Origin of the sequence: uncultured Parasphingopyxis sp., from assembly GCF_937129435.1 — a bacterium.
GTDB lineage: Bacteria > Pseudomonadota > Alphaproteobacteria > Sphingomonadales > Sphingomonadaceae > Parasphingopyxis.
On the sequence record NZ_CAKZNF010000081.1, the window covers coordinates 22,840 to 44,176 of the forward strand.

General features: G+C 65.4%; 21 protein-coding genes. 15 read left to right on the plus strand and 6 right to left on the minus strand.

Annotated features, from left to right (window positions below; all coding sequences use genetic code 11):
- Nucleotides 1–15 precede the first annotated feature (15 nt).
- Nucleotides 16–993 (plus strand): DUF4424 family protein, encoded by a 978-nt coding sequence (locus Q0139_RS12785; protein WP_298022590.1) that lies wholly within the window; start codon nt 16–18, stop codon nt 991–993.
- A gap of 42 nt (nt 994–1,035) precedes the next feature.
- Here the strand turns inward: Q0139_RS12785 and Q0139_RS12790 are convergent, their stop codons facing one another.
- Nucleotides 1,036–3,351: a S8 family peptidase gene (locus Q0139_RS12790; protein ID WP_298022592.1), complete on the minus strand. Its 2,316-nt coding sequence runs from the start codon at nt 3,349–3,351 to the stop codon at nt 1,036–1,038.
- 112 nt (nt 3,352–3,463) lie between these two features.
- Between Q0139_RS12790 and Q0139_RS12795 the strand changes: the two genes are divergently transcribed.
- From Q0139_RS12795 to Q0139_RS12805, 3 genes are all read left to right on the plus strand, one after another.
- Complete coding sequence (locus Q0139_RS12795; RefSeq protein WP_298022595.1) at nt 3,464–4,132, plus strand: pyrimidine 5'-nucleotidase; 669 nt, start codon at nt 3,464–3,466, stop codon at nt 4,130–4,132.
- Nucleotides 4,129–4,971, plus strand: coding sequence for a 2,3,4,5-tetrahydropyridine-2,6-dicarboxylate N-succinyltransferase (dapD, locus tag Q0139_RS12800; protein WP_298022598.1), 843 nt, complete (start codon nt 4,129–4,131; stop codon nt 4,969–4,971). The genes Q0139_RS12795 and dapD overlap by 4 nt, the downstream gene beginning before the upstream one ends.
- A gap of 128 nt (nt 4,972–5,099) precedes the next feature.
- The gene (locus tag Q0139_RS12805) at nt 5,100–6,455 is read left to right on the plus strand and encodes a cytochrome P450 (RefSeq protein WP_298022601.1); all 1,356 of its coding nucleotides are present in this window, start codon (nt 5,100–5,102) and stop codon (nt 6,453–6,455) included.
- A gap of 129 nt (nt 6,456–6,584) precedes the next feature.
- Here the strand turns inward: Q0139_RS12805 and Q0139_RS12810 are convergent, their stop codons facing one another.
- Complete coding sequence (locus tag Q0139_RS12810; RefSeq protein WP_298022604.1) at nt 6,585–7,190, minus strand: TlpA disulfide reductase family protein; 606 nt, start codon at nt 7,188–7,190, stop codon at nt 6,585–6,587.
- A 28-nt stretch (nt 7,191–7,218) separates the two neighbouring features.
- Here Q0139_RS12810 and argH point away from each other — a divergent pair, with 28 nt between their 5' ends.
- The 5 genes from argH (at nt 7,219) to Q0139_RS12835 (ending at nt 11,871) form a co-directional block, all read left to right on the plus strand.
- Nucleotides 7,219–8,592: an argininosuccinate lyase gene (argH, locus tag Q0139_RS12815; RefSeq protein WP_298022607.1), complete on the plus strand. Its 1,374-nt coding sequence runs from the start codon at nt 7,219–7,221 to the stop codon at nt 8,590–8,592.
- Nucleotides 8,592–8,834: a hypothetical protein gene (locus Q0139_RS12820; protein WP_298022610.1), complete on the plus strand. Its 243-nt coding sequence runs from the start codon at nt 8,592–8,594 to the stop codon at nt 8,832–8,834. Before argH ends, Q0139_RS12820 begins: the two co-directional genes overlap by 1 nt.
- A 3-nt stretch (nt 8,835–8,837) precedes the next feature.
- Nucleotides 8,838–10,097, plus strand: coding sequence for a diaminopimelate decarboxylase (gene lysA, locus Q0139_RS12825; RefSeq protein WP_298022613.1), 1,260 nt, complete (start codon nt 8,838–8,840; stop codon nt 10,095–10,097).
- Between the two features lie 103 nt (nt 10,098–10,200).
- The gene (gene galU, locus Q0139_RS12830) at nt 10,201–11,058 is read left to right on the plus strand and encodes a UTP--glucose-1-phosphate uridylyltransferase GalU (RefSeq protein ID WP_298022616.1); all 858 of its coding nucleotides are present in this window, start codon (nt 10,201–10,203) and stop codon (nt 11,056–11,058) included.
- A gap of 30 nt (nt 11,059–11,088) precedes the next feature.
- Nucleotides 11,089–11,871, plus strand: coding sequence for an NAD(P)-dependent oxidoreductase (locus tag Q0139_RS12835; protein ID WP_298022619.1), 783 nt, complete (start codon nt 11,089–11,091; stop codon nt 11,869–11,871).
- Nucleotides 11,872–11,911: 40 nt separating this feature from the next.
- On the opposite strand, the gene Q0139_RS12840 is transcribed toward Q0139_RS12835, so the two are convergent.
- The gene (locus Q0139_RS12840; RefSeq protein WP_298022622.1) at nt 11,912–12,478 is read right to left on the minus strand and encodes an HNH endonuclease; all 567 of its coding nucleotides are present in this window, start codon (nt 12,476–12,478) and stop codon (nt 11,912–11,914) included.
- A gap of 193 nt (nt 12,479–12,671) precedes the next feature.
- On the opposite strand from Q0139_RS12840, the gene gluQRS reads away from it, so the two are divergent.
- The 4 genes from gluQRS to Q0139_RS12860 all read left to right on the plus strand — a co-directional run bounded on the left by gluQRS (nt 12,672) and on the right by Q0139_RS12860 (nt 15,780).
- Nucleotides 12,672–13,547 carry a tRNA glutamyl-Q(34) synthetase GluQRS gene (gluQRS, locus tag Q0139_RS12845; protein ID WP_298022625.1) on the plus strand — a complete coding sequence of 292 codons (876 nt, stop codon included), beginning with the start codon at nt 12,672–12,674 and terminating at the stop codon, nt 13,545–13,547.
- A 58-nt stretch (nt 13,548–13,605) separates the two neighbouring features.
- On the plus strand, nt 13,606–13,830 hold the full coding sequence (locus tag Q0139_RS12850) for a twin transmembrane helix small protein (RefSeq protein ID WP_298022629.1): 225 nt from the start codon (nt 13,606–13,608) through the stop codon (nt 13,828–13,830).
- Nucleotides 13,831–14,060: 230 nt separating this feature from the next.
- Nucleotides 14,061–14,990, plus strand: a complete 930-nt coding sequence (locus Q0139_RS12855) for a tetratricopeptide repeat protein (RefSeq protein WP_298022633.1) — start codon at nt 14,061–14,063, stop codon at nt 14,988–14,990.
- 151 nt (nt 14,991–15,141) lie between these two features.
- Nucleotides 15,142–15,780 carry an LON peptidase substrate-binding domain-containing protein gene (locus Q0139_RS12860; protein WP_298022636.1) on the plus strand — a complete coding sequence of 213 codons (639 nt, stop codon included), beginning with the start codon at nt 15,142–15,144 and terminating at the stop codon, nt 15,778–15,780.
- A 12-nt stretch (nt 15,781–15,792) separates the two neighbouring features.
- On the opposite strand, the gene Q0139_RS12865 is transcribed toward Q0139_RS12860, so the two are convergent.
- A complete protein-coding gene (locus Q0139_RS12865; protein WP_298022639.1) occupies nt 15,793–16,569 on the minus strand; it encodes an abortive infection family protein in 777 nt (258 codons plus the stop codon).
- 19 nt (nt 16,570–16,588) lie between these two features.
- Nucleotides 16,589–17,803: a UbiH/UbiF/VisC/COQ6 family ubiquinone biosynthesis hydroxylase gene (locus Q0139_RS12870; RefSeq protein WP_298022642.1), complete on the minus strand. Its 1,215-nt coding sequence runs from the start codon at nt 17,801–17,803 to the stop codon at nt 16,589–16,591.
- A 254-nt stretch (nt 17,804–18,057) separates the two neighbouring features.
- Between Q0139_RS12870 and Q0139_RS12875 the strand changes: the two genes are divergently transcribed.
- Together Q0139_RS12875 and Q0139_RS12880 are read left to right on the plus strand one after the other, a co-directional pair.
- Nucleotides 18,058–20,037, plus strand: coding sequence for a DNA translocase FtsK 4TM domain-containing protein (locus tag Q0139_RS12875; protein WP_298022644.1), 1,980 nt, complete (start codon nt 18,058–18,060; stop codon nt 20,035–20,037).
- Entirely contained in the window at nt 20,030–20,920 is an 891-nt protein-coding gene (locus Q0139_RS12880) for an alpha/beta fold hydrolase (RefSeq protein ID WP_298022647.1), read from the plus strand. The genes Q0139_RS12875 and Q0139_RS12880 overlap by 8 nt, the downstream gene beginning before the upstream one ends.
- On the opposite strand, the gene Q0139_RS12885 is transcribed toward Q0139_RS12880, so the two are convergent.
- Nucleotides 20,907–21,337: hypothetical protein (locus tag Q0139_RS12885; protein ID WP_298022650.1), on the minus strand; the 431-nt coding region annotated here is incomplete at its 5' end. The two genes, Q0139_RS12880 and Q0139_RS12885, sit on opposite strands and share 14 nt — an antisense overlap.

Genomic DNA, 21,337 nt, shown 5'->3' on the forward strand with positions numbered 1-21,337 from the left:
GGAGGGGATATCCGCATGAAGCCGTTTCGCCTGATCGCCGCCCTGTCGCTGGCCTGCGCGGCGCCGGCATACGCCAATGACAGCACCGCCGAGCTGACCGCCGGCGGCCTCGTCCTGCGGCAGAGCGAACATATCGATATGCTCGAAGAGGATTTGTACCTCTCGGCCGACGAGATTCGCGTGAACTATATCTTCCGCAATGCGTCGGATCATGACGTCACGACGATCGTCGCGTTTCCGCTGCCCGAACTCGATCTCTCCTATGACGGCGACTGGTCCTACCCCCATGATTTCGAAACCCGCGTCGAGGGCGAGTCCGTGCCGATGTCGGTCGAAACCCGCGCCTTTGTCGGTGATCGTGACGTCACCGATCTATTGACGGCGCGGAACATCGTACTGATGCCGGGCGAGGACTGGAACGCGTACAATGCCTCGCTCGATGGGATGAGCGCCGCAGATGCCGCCGCGCTGGAGGCGGAGGGTGTGATCGATGTGAGTCGCTGGGAGGATAACGGCACCTCGCATCGCTACGTCCGGCCGATATGGACGGTGCGGCAAAGCTATTATTGGGAACAGACCTTCCCCGCCGGGGAAGAGCTGCGGATCGCCCATCGCTACGCCCCCAGCGTCGGCGGAACGGCCGGATCCGCGCTCGCCTATTCGGGTTTTCGCGAATCCGAATGGGGCCGGGAAATGATCGCCGAATATTGCATGGACGAGGATTTCCTCGCCGGCGCGCGGAACATGCTCGGCCGGTCCGAATATGGCGGGCTCAGCGAATCGACCTTCGGCTATGTGCTGACGACCGGGGCGAACTGGCGCTCGCCCATCGGCCGGTTCCGGCTCGTCGTGGACAAGGGTTCGACCGATGCGATCGTCAGCTTCTGCGGCAGCGGGCTGAGAAGGATCGCGCCGACGCAGTTCGAAATGGTGCGCGAGAATTTTCGGCCGGAGCGCGACCTGCGCGTGATCCTCTTGGCGCCGCTCGGATAGGGTGGAGTTTGTCAGAAACTTCCTGACGGAGGTCCGCCGCTCTCAAAATCCCAGCGTATACCGCATCGCGGCGCCATAATCGTCGGGCAGGGCGTCGATATGCCCCGGATCGCGGCGGTAGAAGAGATTGGCCGACAGCCAGCCGCCCCAGAGCGCGCGGCCATAGGCGGCCTCGGCATCGATTTCCCGGCCATCCGGCGCGAGGTTGAACCGCGTTTCGGAATAGCCCGGCGTCAGCGTCGCATAGTCGTAGGAGGTCGGGAGCGTCAGATCGAGACCGCCGCCATAGACGCGCAGCGGCTGGGCGAGGCGGAAGGACAGCCGGTCGTCATCGCCGAACACGCCATATTTGCTCGCATCGGCGGAGAACGCATAGCTGCGGATCGTGCCGCCATCGATCAGGCCCGTCGTCGCATCGGCCAGCGTCCACCCATGGCGCGCATCGGCGGCGAAAGACCAGCCGTTGCCGGCATTGTAGCGCGCACCGAAATCGGCGAAGACCGATCGGCTGCCCGGATTGCCGAAGCCGTTGGCGAAACGGGCGCCGAGGACGCTCTCCTCCTCGCTTGCGTAGCTGAACGCCGCGTCCAGCCGGACGCCGCCGAACGCGCGATCGGCAGCGATCCCCGCGAGCGAATAGCGGCTGCGGCGATAGGGATCGTCGAAGGCGGTGCGATACGCATCGGCAAGGCTGTAGGCATCGCCCTGCTCCCCGAACACCGTCACGCCCGTATCGCCGATCCTGTGTCGCAGCGCGAAGCTGGTATCGGTACGCCCCGCAAAGCCGCGCGCTCCATAGGCGCTATCGGCGACGAGAAAAGCGGGGCGCACACGGCCCGAAAGTTGCGCGCCGACCGCATCGCCGCCTTGCGAAAAACCGAAGGCGATGGTCGTGTCGGGATCGATCCGCGCGGCGGCAATTCCGGCCGCGACACGCGCCCGCTCGGCATCCTCGCCGCGCAGCGACAGCCGGGCGACTTCGGCCGGGCCAGCGCCGGCATCGATCGAAACGGCTATCATCGCGTCGCGCCCTGCCGAGGTGACCGCCTGGGCGGTACCGCGCGAGCCCAGCGCGTGGACGAGATGCCGCTGCGACGGCGCGCGGCGCACCGTTTGCGCGAGATCGACGGCGAAGGCGCGGTCGAAGCCGTCGAGGATGATCGCGCCCATGCCCGTCTGCGCGGCATCGCCCATCGGCTCGGAGAGCGTGCCGTTGCCGGTCAGGCTGATCGCCCCCGCCGATCCCGCGACGCTGGCTCCGCCCTGCGGGCTGAATGCCGCGCGCAGGTCGAGGATGCCCTGACCGTAAATCGCGTCATCCCCCGCCGCGCCGCCGTCGCGCGCGCTCGTGAAGAGAAGCTGGACGATCTCGCGGCCGCTGAGGTTCGGAAAGGCCTGGGCCAGCAACGCCACCGCGCCCGCAATTTGCGGCGTCGAATAGGAGGTTCCCGAATAGAGAAATGTCTGCGCGTTCTGATCGAAGCTGCGGACGCGCTCTCCCAACGCGGCGAGATATACGGATTGCCCGACGCCGGCGCGGTTGGAAAATTCGCTAATCGCATCGCCATTGCCCACCGACCCGGCAATGATGACATGGCCGTTCGCTTCGTTCGTCAAGGCGACCTGCGCCAGAAGGTCGGGGTTGGCGCCGTCCGGCGTATCGCCCTCATTGCCGGCCGAAATCACGATGACCACGCCGGCCCGCGCCGCGCGTCCGACGGCCGCGCGCATGCCGGGCGTGGCCGCTCCGCCACCGCCGAGTGAGATATTGATGACGCGCGCATCATTCTGCACCGCGATGTCGATCGCGGCGGCGATATCGCTTGTCAGGTGCGAGCAGCCATCCTCGCTTTCGCAGGTCCCCGGCTCGTCCGTACGCAGCGTCAGGATCGTCGCGTCGAACGCCATGCCGACGATATTCGCGTCATTGCGCGCCGCGGCGAGCACGGCGGTGACCGACGTGCCATGGCCGCCGACATCGCCGATTCCGCGATTTCCCGCCACGTCCCGCGACGCGGGGCTGACGCGCCCGTTGAACTCTGCGATCGAGGTGGCCAGACCGCTGTCGATCACGGCCGCCGTGACACCGGCACCGGTCGCGCCATTCTCATAGGCGGTGACCGCATTGGCATGAGCGATGCCTTCGGAGCGACGGAATTCGGCGGTGTCGAAGCCTGCGCTCGGAGGAGGTGGAGGCGGCGGAGCCGGGGGTGGCGGCGCGGGCGGTGTCGGGACCACGGGTGGCGGCGGCGCCGATGCGATCCCGCCGCCACCTCCGCCCCCGCCACCACAGGCGGACAGAGCCATGCACAAGGGGAGGCTGCTCGCCAGCAGGAGGCGCGTGCGGGTCGCGATCATGTTTGAACTCGCAAAATCACTCGATTGGTCCTGTGGTTATGCCTGCAATGCCTTACGCGGTGCTTAACCGCTTTGCCTTCGCCGCGCCGCGCGCCTAACAGGCTCGGCGACCATGGTCCCGGCGCTTTCCCATATCGATCACTGGATCTTCGATCTCGACAATACGCTGTATCCGCCCGGCGCGCGACTGTTCGATCAGATCGACGAGAAAATGGGCTCGTTCATCGCCGAGCTGCTGTCGGTCGACCGGGTCGAGGCGCGGCGGATCCAGAAACAATATTTCCACTCGCACGGCACGACATTGTCCGGCCTGATGGAGGCGCATGGCGTCGAACCGAACGAATTTCTCGACTATGTCCATGACATCGACCTCGAAGTGCTCGAAGAGGATCGCGAACTCGTTACCGCAATCGGCGCGCTACCGGGGCGCAAGCTCGTCTTCACCAATGGCGATGCGGCTTATGCGAGCCGCGTTCTCGCGCAGCTGGGGCTGGGACAGAGTTTCGAGGCGATCCATGACATCCATGCCTGCGGCTATGCGCCCAAGCCCAATCCTGTCAGCTATGCCGGGATGTGCGCGGCGCTCGACGTCGATCCGGAACGCGCGCTGTTCGTCGAGGATATGGCGCGCAACCTGAAGCCGGCAAAAGCGATCGGCATGACCACGGTCTGGGTCAATAACGGCTCGGAAAGGGGTTCGCACGAGGCGGACGCGGGCTATATCGACTATGAAATCGCCGCGGTGACGCCGTGGCTGCAGCAATTGACGGAGGCGGCATGAACCACGCGGCACTGGAACGGGCGATCGAACGCGGCTGGGAGAAGCGCGAGACGATCGACCCCGATACGACGGGCGAAGTCCGCGACGCCGTCGAGGCCGCGCTTGCCTTGCTCGATACCGGCGAGGCGCGCGTGGCGACGCGCGAAGGCGCAGTCTGGCAGGTGCATCAATGGCTGAAAAAGGCCGTGCTGCTCTCCTTCCGCCTCAACGATATGCAGCTGATCGAAGGTTCGAACGGCGGCGGCCATTGGTGGGACAAGGTGCCGAGCAAGTTCGCCGATTGGGGCGAAGAGGAATTCCGCGCCGCCGGTTTCCGCGCCGTGCCCGGATCGATCGTGCGCAAGGGCGCGCATGTCGCGAAGAGCGCCGTGCTGATGCCGAGCTTCGTCAATATCGGCGCCCATGTCGGCGAGGGGACGATGGTCGACACCTGGGCCTCGGTCGGCAGCTGCGCGCAGGTCGGCGCCAATTGCCACATCTCGGCCGGCGCCGGGATCGGCGGCGTGCTCGAACCGCTGCAGGCGAATCCCACGATCATCGAGGACAATTGCTTCATCGGCGCGCGTTCCGAGGTCGTTGAGGGCGTGATCGTCGGCGAGGGCGCGGTGCTCGGCATGGGCGTCTTCATCACCGCATCGACCAAGATCGTCGACCGTTTCACCGGCGAGACATTCACCGGCCGCGTCCCCGCCTATTCGGTCGTCGTTCCCGGCACGATGCCCGGCAAGGAGCTGGTCGACGGATCGCCGGGTCCGGGCCTTTACTGCGCGGTCATCGTCAAGCGGGTCGATGAAAAGACGCGCGCCAAGACGAGCGTGAACGAGCTGCTGCGCGGATAATGGTTGGGCCTGACATGGGCGCACCCTACGCTCCTACGATACCGTTAGCCCCGAGCTTGTCGAAGGGCGTATCGCAGATCGAGAACCGGGCTTCGACAGGCTCAGCCCTAACGGAATAGGGAAACCTGATGAGCCGCCCCGCACAGGCCCAACCACCTTTCGTCCCCGCCCATCCGCCGCGCCCGGAAAAACGCGGACCGTTCTGGAGCGGGTTCATCGGCGAGCGGGCGAAAAGCGCAGTGTCGGGCTGGTCGGAGCGCGCTTTCGTCGAGCCGCATATCAAGCGGCGGCTCCTCGGCTGGACGGTGCAGATGCCGTTCGAACCGGCCTCGCTCAAACGCGTGCTGCTCGACAACCAGTCCAACTATCCCAAGCCTGATATCGTCAAAAAATTGCTCGCGCCGCTGATCGGAAAAGGCCTGCTCAGCAGCGACGGCACGCTGTGGCGCGACCAGCGCAAGATCGTCGCGGCAAGCTTCACCCCGCCCGCCGTCGATGCGCGGATCGATCAGTTTACCGCTGCGGCGCGCGATACGGCGGCGCAGTGGCGGGCGGGCGAGACCATCGACATGTCATCGGTCGCGACCGGTACGACGATGGCGATCATCGCGGACGCGCTGTTTGGCGGTGACCCCTCGCTCAAGACGCCCGAGGCACGCGCCGCCATCGAGGATGCACTGGTCGCCGCGGGTGCCGTGCGGCTCTCCGCCGTGCTCGGCCTGCCGACCCTGGCATGGAACGGCAAGATCCGGCGGGGAAGGCGGGCGCAGCGCTTCCTGCGCCACACGCTCGCCGATCTGGTCCGCGCGCGCGGGCCTGATGGCGGCGACGACTTTATCGGCGGCGTGATCGGCGAGTTGCGCGAGCGCTACGAACCGGGTGAAGCGCTGGCACTGGCCGTGGACAATGCGGCAACCTTCTACGTTGCCGGGCATGAGACGACGGCCAACCTTCTGACCTGGGCGCTCTATCTGCTGTCCGAACAGCCCGACTGGCAGGCGATGCTGGCCGAAGAGGCGCGCGGCACCGCGCTCGACGGCGACCTTTCGGCGAAACTGCCGCTGCTGCGCGCAACGCTCGACGAAACGCTGCGCCTCTATCCCTCCGTCCCGCGCTTCGACCGGCAGGCGGCGGGGGAGGACAGGCTCGGCGAGTATGACGTCGCCACCGGCGATATCATCTCGATCTGGCCCTGGGTGCTGCACCGCCATCGTGCGCTGTGGGACGAGCCGGACCGGTTCGACCCGACGCGCTTTCTCGGCGCGCGCGGCAAGGCGATCGACCGCTTCGAGTACATCCCCTTCGGCGGCGGCCCGCGCACCTGTGTCGGCGCGCGCTTCTCGATCACCGAAGCGCTGGCGATCCTCGCGACATGGCTAACCGGATGGCGGTTCGAGGCGCTGCCGGATCGCAGCGTGATGCCGACGGGGATGGTGACGCTCAGGCCCGAAGGTGGTTTGCCGTTGACAGTGATGCGGCGCTGAATTCCTCCCCGGTGCGGGGAGGGGGACCATGCGAAGCATGGTGGAGGGGGCTCTCCACACGCGGAACGAAGATGATAGCCCCCTCCGCCAGCGCTTCGCGCTGCCACCTCCCCGTGCCGGGAAGGAATGTTAGCCGCCCAGCGCTTCCGCGATCAGCCCCCGCGCCCGTTCGCCCGACCAGTCCATGCCGCCGAACACCCGGAACAGCTCGGCGCCGTCGACATCGTAGAGGATGGTGATCGGCAGCGTTTCCGCCTCCAGATCGGCCATGTAGCTGTTCTGCGGGTCGAGCCAGGGTTCGAGATGCGCGAAATCATATTCGGCCATGAAGGGCGCAACGGCGTCGGCGCCCTGCAGATCCTGACTGATCGTCAGCACCTTGAGCGCATCGCCCTCGCGCTCGGCTAGCAGGTCCAGCGTCGGCATTTCGGCGATGCACGGCGCGCACCAGGTCGCCCAGACATTCACGAGCACCGGCCGCCCGGCATAGTCCGATATCCGCATCTCGTTGCCATCGGGATCGCGAAAGGCGAATTCGGGCGCCGCCATGCCGCGATAATCGGTGTTGATCCGGCCGAGGACTTCGGAGCCCGCATAGCTGCGCTCGCTCGTGCCGCCGGGCGTGCCGGCAGGCGCGGCGATCTGCGGCGCGCTGCCCTCGCGCGCTTGCGGCGCTTCGCCGCTTTGCCTATCGCAAGCCGCGACGAGAAGCATCGGAACAAGGGCCAGGGCCATCACTGATCGCACGGAAAACTCCAACTCGATGTGGGGCGGGCGCTTCGCCGAAGGCCCGGCCGCGGTGATGCGCGAGATAAATGCCTCGATCCCCTTCGACAAGCGGCTGTGGCGGCAGGACATCGCCGCGAGCAAGTCTCATGTCGCGATGCTCGGCGCGCAAGGGATCGTGTCGAGCGATGACGCGAAGGCGATTTCCGAGGGGCTCGACCGAGTCGCTGCGGAATATGAGGCGGACGGCGTCCCGGAGAATCTCGACCTCGAAGACATTCACATGCATGTCGAATCGCGGCTGACCGAGCTGATCGGCCCGGTCGCCGGGCGGCTGCACACGGCGCGGTCGCGCAACGACCAGGTCGCGACCGACTTCCGGCTCTGGGTGCGCGACGCGATAGACGCGATGGATGCGGGGCTGGCAGCGTTGCAGTGGGCGCTGGTGAAGCGGGCGGGCGAACATGCCGATGCCGTGATGCCGGGCTTCACGCATCTCCAGTCGGCGCAGCCGGTGACGCTGGGGCATCATCTGATGGCCTATTACGAAATGGCGAAGCGCGACCGCAGCCGCTTCGCCGATGCGCGGGGCCGGCTCAACGAATCGCCGCTCGGCTCCGCGGCGCTGGCGGGGACGGGGTTCGCGCTCGACCGCGAGGCGACGGCTGCGGCGCTGGGCTTCGACCGGCCGACCGCCAATTCGCTCGATTCGGTGTCGGACCGCGATTTCGCGCTCGATTATCTCTACGCCGCCAGCGTCACCGCGATGCATTTGTCGCGGCTGGCCGAGGAAATCGTGATCTGGGCGAGCCAGCCCTATGGTTTCGTGACGCTACCCGACGACTATTCGACCGGCAGCTCGATCATGCCGCAGAAGCGCAACCCCGATGCCGCCGAACTCGTGCGCGGCCATGCGGCGCGGATTTCGGGGTGCCTCGTCGCGCTGCTCGGCGTGATGAAGGGGCTGCCGCTCGCCTATGCCAAGGACACGCAGGACGACAAGCCGCCGGTGTTCGAGACGCATGACCTGCTCGGGCTGTCGATCGCGGCGATGACGGGGATGGTCGAAACGCTGACCTTTCGCACCGACCGGATGCGCGCGCTCGCCGAATCGGGCTTTGCCACCGCGACCGATCTCGCCGACTGGCTGGTTCGCGAGGGCGACGTGCCGTTCCGCGAGGCGCACCATATCGTCGGCGCGGCGGTGAAAGCCGCCGAGGCGAAGGGATGCGGGCTCGACGGGCTGTCGCTCGGCGAGCTGCAGGCCATCGATTCGCGGATCGGCGAGGGCGTCTACGACGTGCTGACGGTCGATGCCTCGGTCGCCAGCCGGTCGAGCTATGGCGGAACCGCGCCCGATCAGGTACGGGCTCGCGTCGAGGAAGCGCGCAAGGCGCTGGACGAGGAATAATGCGCAAAGCGATCGCCGCCCTGCTGATCACCGTCACGCTCGCCGGATGCGGCGGGCGCGAGGCGCTGCGCCCGGCACCGGGCGAAGGCATGCCCGTCGCGCCGGCGATGGCCCGCGCCGAGCCGACGACCGACGACCTGCTGACGCCGACGCCGCAACAGCGCCCCGAACGCGTCGACGAGATCCTACGCCGCTCCGAGGAACGCCAGGACGATCCCTTCGACCTGCCGCCGCCGGGCTGAGCGATGGACCATTTCGCGCTTCGCGGCGGCGCCATGTTCGCCGAAGACGTTCCGCTCGCGACGATCGCCGAGCAGGTCGGCACGCCGGTCTATGTCTATTCGCGCGCAACGCTGGAGCGGCATGCGCGCGTGTTCAAGGAGGCGTTGGCCGATCTGGGCGACGTGCATATCGCCTTCGCCATCAAGGCCAATCCGAACCTTTCCGTGCTGCGCGTGCTGGCGCGGCAGGGCTTCGGCGCGGATATCGTGTCGGTCGGCGAGATGAAGCGGGCGCTCGCGGCGGGCGTTGCTGCAAAGGACATCGTCTATTCGGGCGTCGGCAAGACCCGGGACGACCTTGCCCACGCGCTCGACGCGGGAATCGGCCAGTTCAATATCGAGCTTGAGGAAGAGGGCGCCGCGCTTGCCGAAATCGCGGCGGCCAAGGGCAAGACGGCCACCGCCGTGCTGCGCGTCAATCCCGATGTCGATGCCGGCACCCATGCCAAGATCTCGACCGGCCTCAGCGAAAACAAGTTCGGCGTCCCGATTGATCTTGCCGGGGATATTCTCGCGCGCCTCGATGCGCTCAAGGGGCTGAACATGCGGGGCCTCGCGCTCCATATCGGTAGCCAGATCTTCGATCTGGATCCGATCGAACGCGCCTATGCCAAGGTCGGCGCGCTGGCTATGGATCTGCGCAAGGCGGGCCATGTGATCGACCGGATCGATCTCGGTGGCGGCCTTGGCGTGCCGTACGAGCGCGACAAGGTGCCGCCGTCGCCAGCCGATTACGGGGCGATGGTGAAGCGGGTGACGAAGGACTGGGGCGTCACGCTGATGTTCGAACCCGGCCGCGTGATCGCAGGCAATGCGGGCGTGCTGCTGACCGAGGTCATTTGGGTGAAGCCCGGTATCGTGCGGCCCTATGTGATCGTCGATGCGGCCATGAACGATCTCGCGCGGCCGGCGATGTACGATGCCTATCACGATTTCGACGCCGTGCATCCGACCGGCGAGAAGATGGTCGCCAATATCGCCGGCCCGGTCTGCGAGAGCGGCGACACCTTTGCGATGGACCGCGAGATCGATGCCGTGAAGGCCGGCGATCTTGCCGTCTTCCGCACCGCCGGCGCCTATGGCGCGACGATGGCGAGCACGTACAACAGCCGCCCGCTCGTGCCCGAAGTGATGGTTGATGGCGACCGTTTCGCCGTCGTCGCCGAACGCGTGAAGGCCGAAGCGCTGATCGAGGCGGAGCCCATGCCCGATTTTCTGGCGTGAGCTCGTAAACCCGGTTTTTCTTTTGTCAGACTTTGGCTAACGCCAAAGCGCCGCGACCGAAAGGTCGAGTCTGACAAACAATAACCCTTTCAGGAGCTTCCCCATGAAACCCGTTCGCAAGGCCGTCTTTCCCGTCGGAGGGCTCGGCACGCGCTTCCTGCCCGCGACCAAAGCCGTCCCCAAGGAAATGCTTCCGGTCGTCGACAAGCCGCTGATCCAGTACGCGGTCGACGAGGCGCGCGAGGCGGGGATCGAGGAAATGATCTTCGTCACGAGCCGCGGCAAGGGCGCGATCGAGGACCATTTCGATATTGCGTACGAGCTCGAAACGACGATGGCGGATCGCGACAAGGATCTGTCGATCCTCGATGGCTCGCGTTTTGCACCCGGCAATGTCTCCTTCGTGCGGCAGCAGGAGCCGATCGGCCTCGGCCATGCCGTCTGGTGCGCGCGGCATATTGTCGGCGACGAGCCCTTCGCGATCTTCCTTCCCGACGAGCTGATGGTCGGCACCCCCGGTTGCATGAAGCAGATGGTCGATGCCTATGGCCGGCTCGGCGGCAATATCGTCTGCGGCCTCGAAGTGCCCGAGGATCAGACGAGTGCCTACGGGATCATCGATCCCGGCGCGGCCGACGGGCCGATTACCGAGGTGAAGGGGCTGGTCGAAAAGCCCGTCCCCGGCACGGCGCCATCCAACCTGATGATCCCCGGCCGCTATATCCTCCAGCCCGAAGTCATGGGCATCCTGAAAGACCAGGGCCGCGGCGCGGGGAACGAGATCCAGCTGACCGATGCCATGGCGCAGATGATCGGCAAGCAGCCCTTCCACGCCTATACTTTCGACGGGCGGCGATTCGATTGCGGCAGCAAATCGGGCTTCATCAACGCCAATATCGCGCTCGCGCTCGACAATCCGGAGCTCGAACCCGAGGTCCGCGCCTTTATCGAAACGCTTTAGCAGGCCACGCCCGGCTGCTATGGTCACGCAATGCACAGCCTTCCCGCCTTTCTGAAAATCAGGGGCCGCCCGGTCATCGTGCTGGGCGCCGGCGATGCGGCGGACGCCAAGCGCGTTCTCGTCGAGCGCGCGGGCGGGATTCCGGTCGACGAGGCCGACGAAGAAGCGCGGCTTGCCATCGTCGCGATCGACGACGAGGCGGATGCACTGGCGGCAATCGACCGGCTGAAGACGCGCGGCACTCTCGTCAACGCGGTCGATCGGCCCGATCATTGCGATTTCACGATGCCGGCGATCCTCGATCGTGATCCGGTCCTCGTCGCGATCGGAACGGGGGGCGCGTCGGCCGGGCTTGCCAAAGCCTTGCGTCAGCGCGCCGAGCGGCTGATTCCGGCGGGCATCGGCGCCGTCGCCACGCGTATGCGCGAATTGCGCGGCGACCTTCGCGCGCGCTGGCCGGACGCCGAAGCGCGCCGCCACGCCATCGACGCCGCCTTCGACGAACACGGGCCGCTCGATCCGCTGCTGCCCCGGAGCGCCGAAGACGTCGATCGCTGGCTTGCCGGCCAGGAGAGTGCCCCGCCGCGCACCGGCGACCAGTTCGAGACGATTGTTCTGCGATCCGGCGATCCCGACGACCTCTCCATCGGCGAAACCTTGCTGCTGGGCCGTGCGGACCGGGTCTATCTCGCACCGGGCGTGCCGGAGGCGATCGCGCACCGCGCGCGCGCCGATGCCAAGCGGATCGAGACGGACACGGCGCCCATCGATCCGGGCCCCGGCCTTTCGGTTCACATCAAGATGGCGGAGTGAGCGAGGAAGTCGTTTTGGCGTTAGCCAAAGTCTGACAAACCTAAGCCTCCAGCTCGATGTCCCAATAGAGCCAGTCGTGCCAGCTTTCGTGCAGATAGTTGGGCGGGAAGCGTTTGCCGTGCTGTTGCAGCTGCCATGTCGTCGGCCGGTGCGGGGCGACGGTGAGCGTCATATGCGCCTGTTTCGGCGTCCGCCCGCCTTTCTTCAGATTGCACGGCGCGCAGGCGGTGGCGACATTGTCCCAGCTCGTCTTGCCGCCCAGCCGCCGCGGCACGACATGATCGAAGGTCAGCTCGTCGGGCGAACCGCAATATTGGCAGACGAACCGGTCGCGCAGGAACAGATTGAAACGGGTGAAGGCCGGATATTGGCTCGGCCGCACATATTGCTTGAGCGCAATCACGCTCGGGATCTTCATCGTCAGCGAGGCCGAATGCACCTCGCGCTCGTAATTCTCGATCACATTGACGCGATCAAGGAAAAACGCCTTGATCGCGGTCTGCCAAGGCCACAGGCTGAGCGGATAATAGGACAAAGGCGTGTAATCGGCGTTGAGCACCAGCGCCGGGCAACTATCGGGATGGCGGATGAGATCCGGGTGGTACATGAACCGACAACGCCTCCAGCTTCGCGGAAAAACCCCGCAAAACCAGACACCCCCGGCCTGTCGCACTCAGGACGGAAGAAGCCGGTTTTCCGAGCCTCCTCCTGTCGCCACGCCCATAGACAGGTTAACGTGACGCCATGATGACAAGCAAAGCGCCAAGTCCCGGTCAAGTCCGCAATGCGCGAATCTGCGGATGAGTGAGTCCTTCGCGACACGGTTCGCGCCGAGCCCGACGGGGTATCTGCATCTCGGCCATGCCTATTCGGCATTGTGCGCGCATGACGCCGCGCGCGCGGCAGGCGGGCGGTTTCTGTTGCGATTCGAGGATATCGACCAGGGCCGCGTCCGCGAGGAATATTACGCCGCGATCGAGGGGGATCTGCGCTGGCTCGGGCTGGAATGGGACGGCGAGCCGATGCGGCAATCCGCACGGTTCGAGGCCTATGATGCGGCCTTGGCGCAATTGCGGGCGCGCGATCTCGTCTATCCCTGTTTCTGCACGCGCAAGGAGATTGCCGCCGAAATCCGCGCCAGCGCATCGGCGCCGCATGGTATCGACGGCCCCGTTTATCCGGGCACCTGCCGAGCGGTCGCGCCGGCCGAGCGCGAAGCACGGATGGCGGACGAGGCCTTTGCGTGGCGGCTCGATATCGAGCGTGCGGCGAAGTTGGTGGGCCCGCTGCAATGGACGGATCGCGAGCTGGGCCGGGTGAAAGCCCGTCCGGAAGACCATGGCGATATCGTGCTGACCCGCAAGGATGCGCCCGCCTCCTATAATCTCGCCGTGGTCGTCGACGATGCAGCGCAAGGCGTGACCGATGTCGTTCGCGGCAACGACCTTGTCGCCGCGACCGATCTCCAACGGTTGCTGCAGGAGCTGCTCGGCCTTCCCGAACCGCGATACTGGCACCATGAACTGGTCACCGACGATGCGGGCAAGCGGCTGGCCAAGCGCGACGATGCGCGTTCGCTGCGGACATTGCGCGAAGCGGGCGCGGACCCGGCGGCGATCGTTGCGGCATTGCGCGAGGGGCCGCAGGTCCCCGATGCAGCGCTTCGATCCCGCTGATCGGCAAAATCATCGTCTTGCCGATGGCATTTTCGCGGATTCGGCTTACATTGGCCCCATGCAGACGATCCTCATCATCTTTCTCATCGCCGCCATGGGCGCGACCGTTTTCTTCCTGATCCGCGGGATCGTCCAGTTCCTGAAGACGACCGAACAGGATCTGATGGGCGACGGGCCCAACATGTCGGGCCACCGGCAGAACAAGGCGATGCAGGGCCGTATCGCGATGCAGGCGGTCGCGGTCGTGATCTGCGTGCTGTTGCTGCTGTTGATGGGAAGATAGCGCGGATTTTGTCAGACTTTGGCTATCGCCAAAGCGCGGCACCGGCCCGCACCCCCACCCGACCTCCCATTCAGAATACTCTCGTGGGAGGTCGGGTGGGGGTGCGGGCCGGTGCCGCGCTCGACCGCTAGGTCGAGTTTGACCATTGACTCCTCCCCCTACCCCTTGGGTTCCCGCCGCGCTTCCCCCATATAGGCGCAAAGCCGAACGCGAGCAGGAGCAATCCCCCCATGGCAACACAGTTGAACCTCACCGAAGACCAGAAGGCCGAGGTCGAGCAGTTCCGCACCGACGTCGTCGAACCGTCGATGACGAAGCTCGTCATCCTCGATTTCTGGGCCGAATGGTGCGGGCCGTGCAAGCAGCTCGCGCCCGTGCTCGAAAAGGTCGCGGCCGATTATGCCGACAAGGGCGTGGTGCTCAAGAAAGTGAACGTCGACGAGCAGAAGTTCATCGCCGCGCAATTCCAGGTCCAGTCGATCCCGGCCGTCTATGCGATGTTCCAGGGGCAGCCGGTCGCCGATCTCGGCAGTGCGCGCTCCGAAGGCCAGTTGAAACAGGCGCTCGACCAGATCCTGCAGCAGCTGCCGGTCGAGCCCGGCGCCGATGATGGCGGCAAGCCCGACAACAGCGCCGAGATCGCGCAATATGTCGAGATGGCCGAGAATGTGCTGGCGGATGGCGACCATGAACGTGCGCTCGGCATTTTCAGCCAGGTGCTCGAAATGGCGCCGACCGACACGAAGGTCATTTCCGGTTTCGCCCGCACGCTGATCGCGATGGGCAAGATCGACGAGGCGCGGCAGATGCTGGGCCAGGTGCCCGAGGATATGCAGAGCGATCCCGATATCGTCCGCGCCCAGGCCGCGCTCGACCTCGCCGGCAGCGGCGCGGCGGACGAAGACATCGGCCCGCTCGAAGAAAAGGTCTCGGCGAACCCCGACGATCACGAGGCGCGGCTGGAGCTCGCCAATGCGCAGATCGCCAAGGGCGACCGCGATGCCGCCGCCGATAATCTGTTCCACATCATCGAGGCCGATCGCGAATGGAATGACGGCGCGGCGCGCGAGCGGCTGTTGAAGCTGTTCGAGGTCGTCGGCCTGGAAGATCCGTGGGTCTCGCAGCAACGCCGCCGGCTGTCGGCGATCCTGTTCGGGTGATAGCGGAGCGCGCCCTAATTCCTCCCCGGAACGGGGAGGTGGCAGCGCGAAGCGCTGACGGAGGGGCACCCGCCTCCTGGATCAGCACTTGTGGCGGGCGCCCCTCCACCATGCTGCGCATGGTCCCCCTCCCCGTACCGGGGAGGATTGTATGACCCGCCTCTCGATTTTCCCGCTCGCGGGGGCGATCCTGTTTCCGCGCGCGCAGCTGCCGCTGCATATCTTCGAGATGCGCTACCGGGCGCTGGTCAAGGATGCGATGGCGCGCGACCGGCGGATCGCGATGATCCAGCCGCGCGGCGAAGGCGGTGGCGAGAATGATCGCCCGCCGCTGTTCGATATCGGCTGTGTCGGGCGGATCGCCGATGTCGAGGCGCTCGACGACGGGCGGTTCAACATCGTGCTCGACGGGCTGACGCGATTCCGGATGATCAGCGAGCGCGATGCCGGCACCAGCTTCCGCCAGATCGATGCCGACCTGACCGAGTTCGCGGACGACGATTTCGACCCCGAACCGCTCGCCATCGCGATGCGCGGCGGGCTGACCGATGAGGCGAAGAAGTTCGCGAACGCGCTCGGCTATGCCGTCGACTGGGACGGGATCGACGGGCTGGACGATGAAAGCTTCGTCAACCTGTGCGCCCAGGTCTCCCCCTTCGACATCGCCGCGAAACAGGCACTGCTCGAAGCCCCCACCATCGCCGATCGCGCCGAACTGCTGATCCAGTTCATGCAATTCTTCCGCATGCACCAGCAGAGCGGCGGGGACGATCGGGCGACGTTGCAGTAGATTGATCGGCCCCTAGCTCTTCTGACGATCTAAATGCGTTTCCACTAAGAACGAGGCCATCGTACCGGCCATGTTTACGGCAAGTTTTGCATGACGTTCGGCTGGTCGCACGGGGATTTTTTCAGATCGCCCGTGAGAATCAGACAGCCGATTGCGCAGCGTGCCCAATCCATTCACTACAGTAGTTGCGCCGCCCAGAATCATTTTGATAGCTTCGGCTGAGTGCTGTGTTGGCGATAGATTTAGTTCCTCAGCTGCCATTCTATAGAGCTTAGGCAAGTCTGCGGTGTCGGAGTGTTCCGTGCCAGTCTCATCAAGAATTCTTTTCAGCACTGTTTCCAAGAGAGTTCGCGCGATGGTTATCGCGCCCTCCGGGTCCGTTTTCCGCCGCGAAAGTGCTTTTTCCCAAACTTCATGAACACCCTCGCTGTCAAAAGAGCGCAAGGAATCTGACGCTACCGAGTCCATTGGTGCTAGGTCGCGGCCCTCGAGGTAGTCGATCAGCGGTGTGAACGCGTTAGTTATGATCATTCTGCGATCTGCATATGAACCGGCTGCATCACGGATATAGGGCCAGAATGCCCCGAGAGTTCGGTGGGTCCGAACGAAATCTGGAAGGAGGTGTCGCGTGTTCTCACTTCGCATGAATTCGCGACGCAGATACTCGTAATATTTCGTGCCATTCGACCCGCCAGTCGCAGACTCGATTAATATGCTTTCCATCATGGCGGCCCGTTCAGCCAAGCTGTCAGGAATCTCGGTTAGATCAAGTGGTCGGGCGGTATCCATCAGCTAGGTAGGCAACGCGCTAAACCATCACCCCCTGCAACAGCAGCGGCAGTTTCCCGCTCGTCCCGCGCGCCTCATCCGTGAACCTGCGCTGGAGCGGCGGGATTTTGCTCACGGCGTTCAGGCCGAACTGGCGCAGGCGGCTGGCGGGTTTGCCGGGTAGCCCGAACAACCGCGTCAGGCCGTCGGTGGCCATGGCGGTCATCAGCGTGTCGAGGCCGCGCCAGCGTTCGTAGCGCGCGAGGAGCTGGGCGTCGGCGAGGTCGAGGCCGAGCCGCGCGCCTTCCACCAGCACTTCGGTCAGCGCGGCGACATCGCGGAAGCCCACATTCAGCCCCTGCCCGGCGATCGGGTGCATGCCGTGCGCGCTGTCGCCGACCAAGGCGAGCCGGTGCGCGGTGATCTTCGCGGCGTTGTGGAAGCCGAGCGGATAGGCGGCGCGCGGCGCGGCAAGCGAGACGCTGCCGAGAAACCCGCCCATCCGCTTTTCCGCTTCGGCGAGGAAGGCGCGCTCGCCGAGCTTCAGCATCGCGGGGCCCTGTGCCTCGGGCACGCTCCACACCAGCGCCGAACGATGGCCGTTCGCATCGTCGTTCATCGGCAGGATCGCGAACGGACCATCCGCATAGAAAATCTCGTAGGCGATATGGCCGTGCGGTTTTTCGTGGTTCAGGCAGGCGATGATCGCATGCTGGCCGTAGCGCCAGTTGGCGATCTTGATCCCCGCCGCCTCGCGCGTCGGCGACCCGCGCCCCTCCGCACCGATCAGCAGCGGCGCGGTGAGTTCGCTGCCATCGTCCAGCGTTACCGTCACCTGGCCGGGCCCGCGATCGATGGCTTCGGCGCTGCGGCCCATATGGAGCGACACATTTTCGGCCTTCCGGCATGCCTCGAACAGCGTCGCGCGCATCAACCGGTTTTCGAACATGATGCCGAGCGGCCCTTCATCCTCCGCCGGTTCGAAATCGAGCCCGCCGGGTTCGAGGCCCTCGCTGACACGAATGGTGGAGATCAGGCAGCCCTTGCCGTCGAGCGCATCGCCGAGCCCGATGGCGCGCAACATCTTCCAGCTCGCGCTGGCGACGGCCGAAACGCGGCCGTCATAGCGTGTGTCGAGCAAGGCTTCAGCCGGCGCGCAATCGATCACGGCGCTCGTCATGCCATGCGCGTCGAGCGCCAGAGCGAGCGTCTGGCCGACGAGACCGCCGCCGAGAATGATGACGTCGTTGTTCACTTCGCTTGTCCTGAGCTTGTCGAAGGACCGATTTCTTCTGTCCCGCAGGCAAAGGAAAGACAGGGCTTCGACAAGCTCAGCCCAAACGGCATTCTTCTGAAGTGTGCCACTTCTAAACCACTCATCGTCATGAGGACTCGCTTTAACGCGCGAAAACCGGGCGCGATAGGCTGTCGCGCTTGACGCGGAGTCCGCCCAGCGCGCATTAGGGTTAATCGAGAGAACATTTGGCGCACAAAGCGGGGGTCGCGCGCATGGCAAGCAAGGGAATGACGGCACAATTGCCGGCCTGGAGAGAGGCGATGCGGCGCGCGGCGGCGCGATCGTCGGCACTGCTGGGCGCGCTCGGCATGCTGGTGGGGACGCTGCTGGTGACGCTGTCGCTCGTCAGCTACCGTCCGTCCGACCCCTCCTTCCTCACCTCGGCCGGTCATTCGGCGCAGAACTGGCTCGGCCCGCTCGGCGCCTATGTGTCCGAATTCCTGCTGCTCGTCTTCGGGCCGCTCGTGGCGCTGATAATCCCGCTCGTGATCGTCGTCGCGCTGCGGCTGTGGCGCGATGCGCCGCTCGGCCGCTGGCTGCGCTCGGCGCTCCTGATTTGGGCCGCGATCCTGCTGATCGGCGCGGCAATGATGCTGGCAACCAATGCGAGCATTCGCGGGCTGCCGCTCGGATGGGGCGGTCTGCTCGGCTATGGCGGCGGATCGCTGTTCGAGGCGCTGATCGGCGTTCTGGGCGATGCCGGCGTCTGGGCACGCTGGACGCTGGTGCCGCTGCTCGGCGCGGGCGGGCTTTATCTCTGGTGGAAGGGCCTGGCGCTCGAAGAGGAAGAGCGCGCCTTCATCTTCCGCCGCGAGGCGCGAGCGCCGGTCAAGATTTCCGAGCCCGAAGCGGCGAAGGCGCCCAAGCCGCGCAAGATCGTCGCGCCGCCGCCCGATCCCGAAGACAAGCGCAGCCCCGTCATCGCCGAGCCCAAATCGGCGAAACAGGGCAAGGCCAGGCCGAAGCAGCGCTCGCTCAATCTCGATTACGAACTGCCGCCGATCGAGCTGCTCAACCCGCCGCCCGACGACAACGGGCCCAAGCTCGATCGCAGCGCGCTCGAGCGCAATGCGCGGCTGCTCGAATCGGTGCTCGACGATTTCAAGGTGAAGGGCGAAGTCGTCGAGGTTCGCCCCGGTCCCGTCGTCACCATGTACGAGCTGGAACCGGAAAGCGGGATCAAGGCGAGCCGCGTCATCCAGCTCGCCGACGATATCGCACGCAATATGAGCGCGATCTCCGCGCGCGTCGCGGTGATTCCGGGCCGCAGCGTGATCGGCATCGAACTGCCGAACTCCTCGCGCCAGATGGTCGTGCTCAGCGAAATGATCGGCAGCGCGAGTTTCGAGGACCAGTCGGGCAAGCTACCGATCATCCTCGGCAAGAATATCGCCGGCGATCCCGTGATCGCCGATCTCGCGCCGATGCCGCATCTGCTCGTCGCCGGCACTACCGGTTCGGGCAAGTCGGTGGGGCTCAATTGCATGATCCTGTCGCTGCTCTACCGGCTGACGCCCGAGGAATGTAAGCTGATCATGATCGATCCGAAGATGCTCGAGCTCAGCATCTACGACGATATTCCGCATCTGCTCTCGCCCGTCGTCACCGAGCCGGCCAAGGCGATCCGCGCGCTCAAATGGGCGGTCGAGCAGATGGAGGATCGCTATCGGATGATGGCGTCGCTCTCGGTGCGCTCGCTGCAGGGCTTCAACGACAAGGTCCGCGCCGCCAAGGCCACGGTGGATGCAGAACGCGAGCGGTTGCATGGGGAACTGGTGATTGATTTCGTGACGCCCGACTGGTTCGCCGATTATCCCAAAGCCTGTATGGGCGGTTGGGGATCGACGGGGCTTAACATCACGCCAGCAGGCGACGTTCTGCCCTGTCACGCGGCAGAGACGATTCCCTCGCTCAGCTTTGCCAATGTCACCAAGGCCAGCCTGTCCGAGATCTGGTACGACGATCCCGCGTTCAATGCCTTTCGCGGCACCGATTGGATGCCCGAGTTGTGCCAAAGCTGCGAGCGTCGTGACATCGACTTTGGCGGCTGCCGCTGTCAGGCGATGGCGATTCTGGGCGATCCGGCGGCCACAGACCCCGTCTGCCGCAAATCCCCCAACCGCGCCGCTGTCGATGCGCTGCTGGATGACCCGGCTTCCGACGAACCCTTCGTCTACCGCGTCCATGTCTGACACTGGCGCACTGCTGGATGTGGGGGACGGCCATCGCATCTGGGTGCAGACCGTTGGGCGCCGGGGCGGCATCCCGGCGGTGTATCTGCACGGCGGACCGGGCAGCGGCTGCAACCCGTCGCAGCACAAGCTGTTTGATCCGGATCGGCATTTCGCCGTTTTTGTCGATCAGCGCGGTGCGGGGCGAAGCCAGCCGCACGGCGAACGCCGGGCCAATACCACCACGCATCTGATCAGTGATCTGGAAGCGGTGCGGCAGCATCTTGGAGTGGAGAGCTGGCTTGTGGTGGGTGGCTCCTGGGGGGCTACGCTGGCGCTGGCCTACGCTCAGGCGCATTCTGAGAGGGTGACGGGGATCGTGCTGCGTGCGACGTTTCTGGGCACGGCGGCTGAACTGGACTGGGCGTTCAACCAAGCCCTGCCGGCGTTCCAGCCTGATCTTTACGCCGCGTTGATGGCGCAGGCCGATGGAAGCCTTGAGACGCTGTGGCCCAAGATATTGAACCCCGATCCGGCAATTCACACAGCCCCCGCCCGCGCCTTCAGCAACGCGGAACGCGCTTTGTCCGATCTGTCGCCCGCGCCTCCAAAAAAGGACGGCCCGCTGCCCGCCAGCGCCTTCATGGAGGCGCATTACTTTGCGAATGATTGTTTTCTGGAGCCGGGTGCGCTGATGCGCGGCGCGGACAGGCTGGTCGGGATTCCCGGCGTCATCGTACAGGCCCGGCTTGACCTGCTGTGCCCGCCGATCACGTCCGCGCGTCTTGCGGCTGTCTGGCCGGATGCGCGACTGGTCCTGATCGAGGCGGCGGGCCATTCCCTTGGCCACCCTGCCGTCTTTGACGCTGTGCGTGCGGGTATTGCGGCACTTAGCGCCGGATGACCATTCCGTCGAGGCTCGAGACGACTGTGGTCACTCCTGCCTCCGGACCAAGAATGACTGTCCGTGCGTCTGACAAACCCGCGTCAAATTCATCCGCCAGTCGACGCATCTCGATTGAACCGACGGATTTGACCTGATCCAACCTTTTTTGGCGGGTGATTGCTGTCTCTCCGCTCAGATATCGGCGCAACGCGGTCGTGAGTACTTCTTCGGGGCGCACGGGTCGCAGCAAAAGGCCCAGTGTCGCTGACCGGCAGCGGTCCAACAGCTCGCCCCGCGCGTGCCGGGACAGCCAAAGTGGTGATTTGCCGAATTGATCCAGCGTGTTCAGCGGCGATGGATCACGTATGGAAACCAGCCGGAGCAGGCAATCGCCGGGGTCGAAAGCGGCCCGCACGGAATAGGCACCGCCTGCCA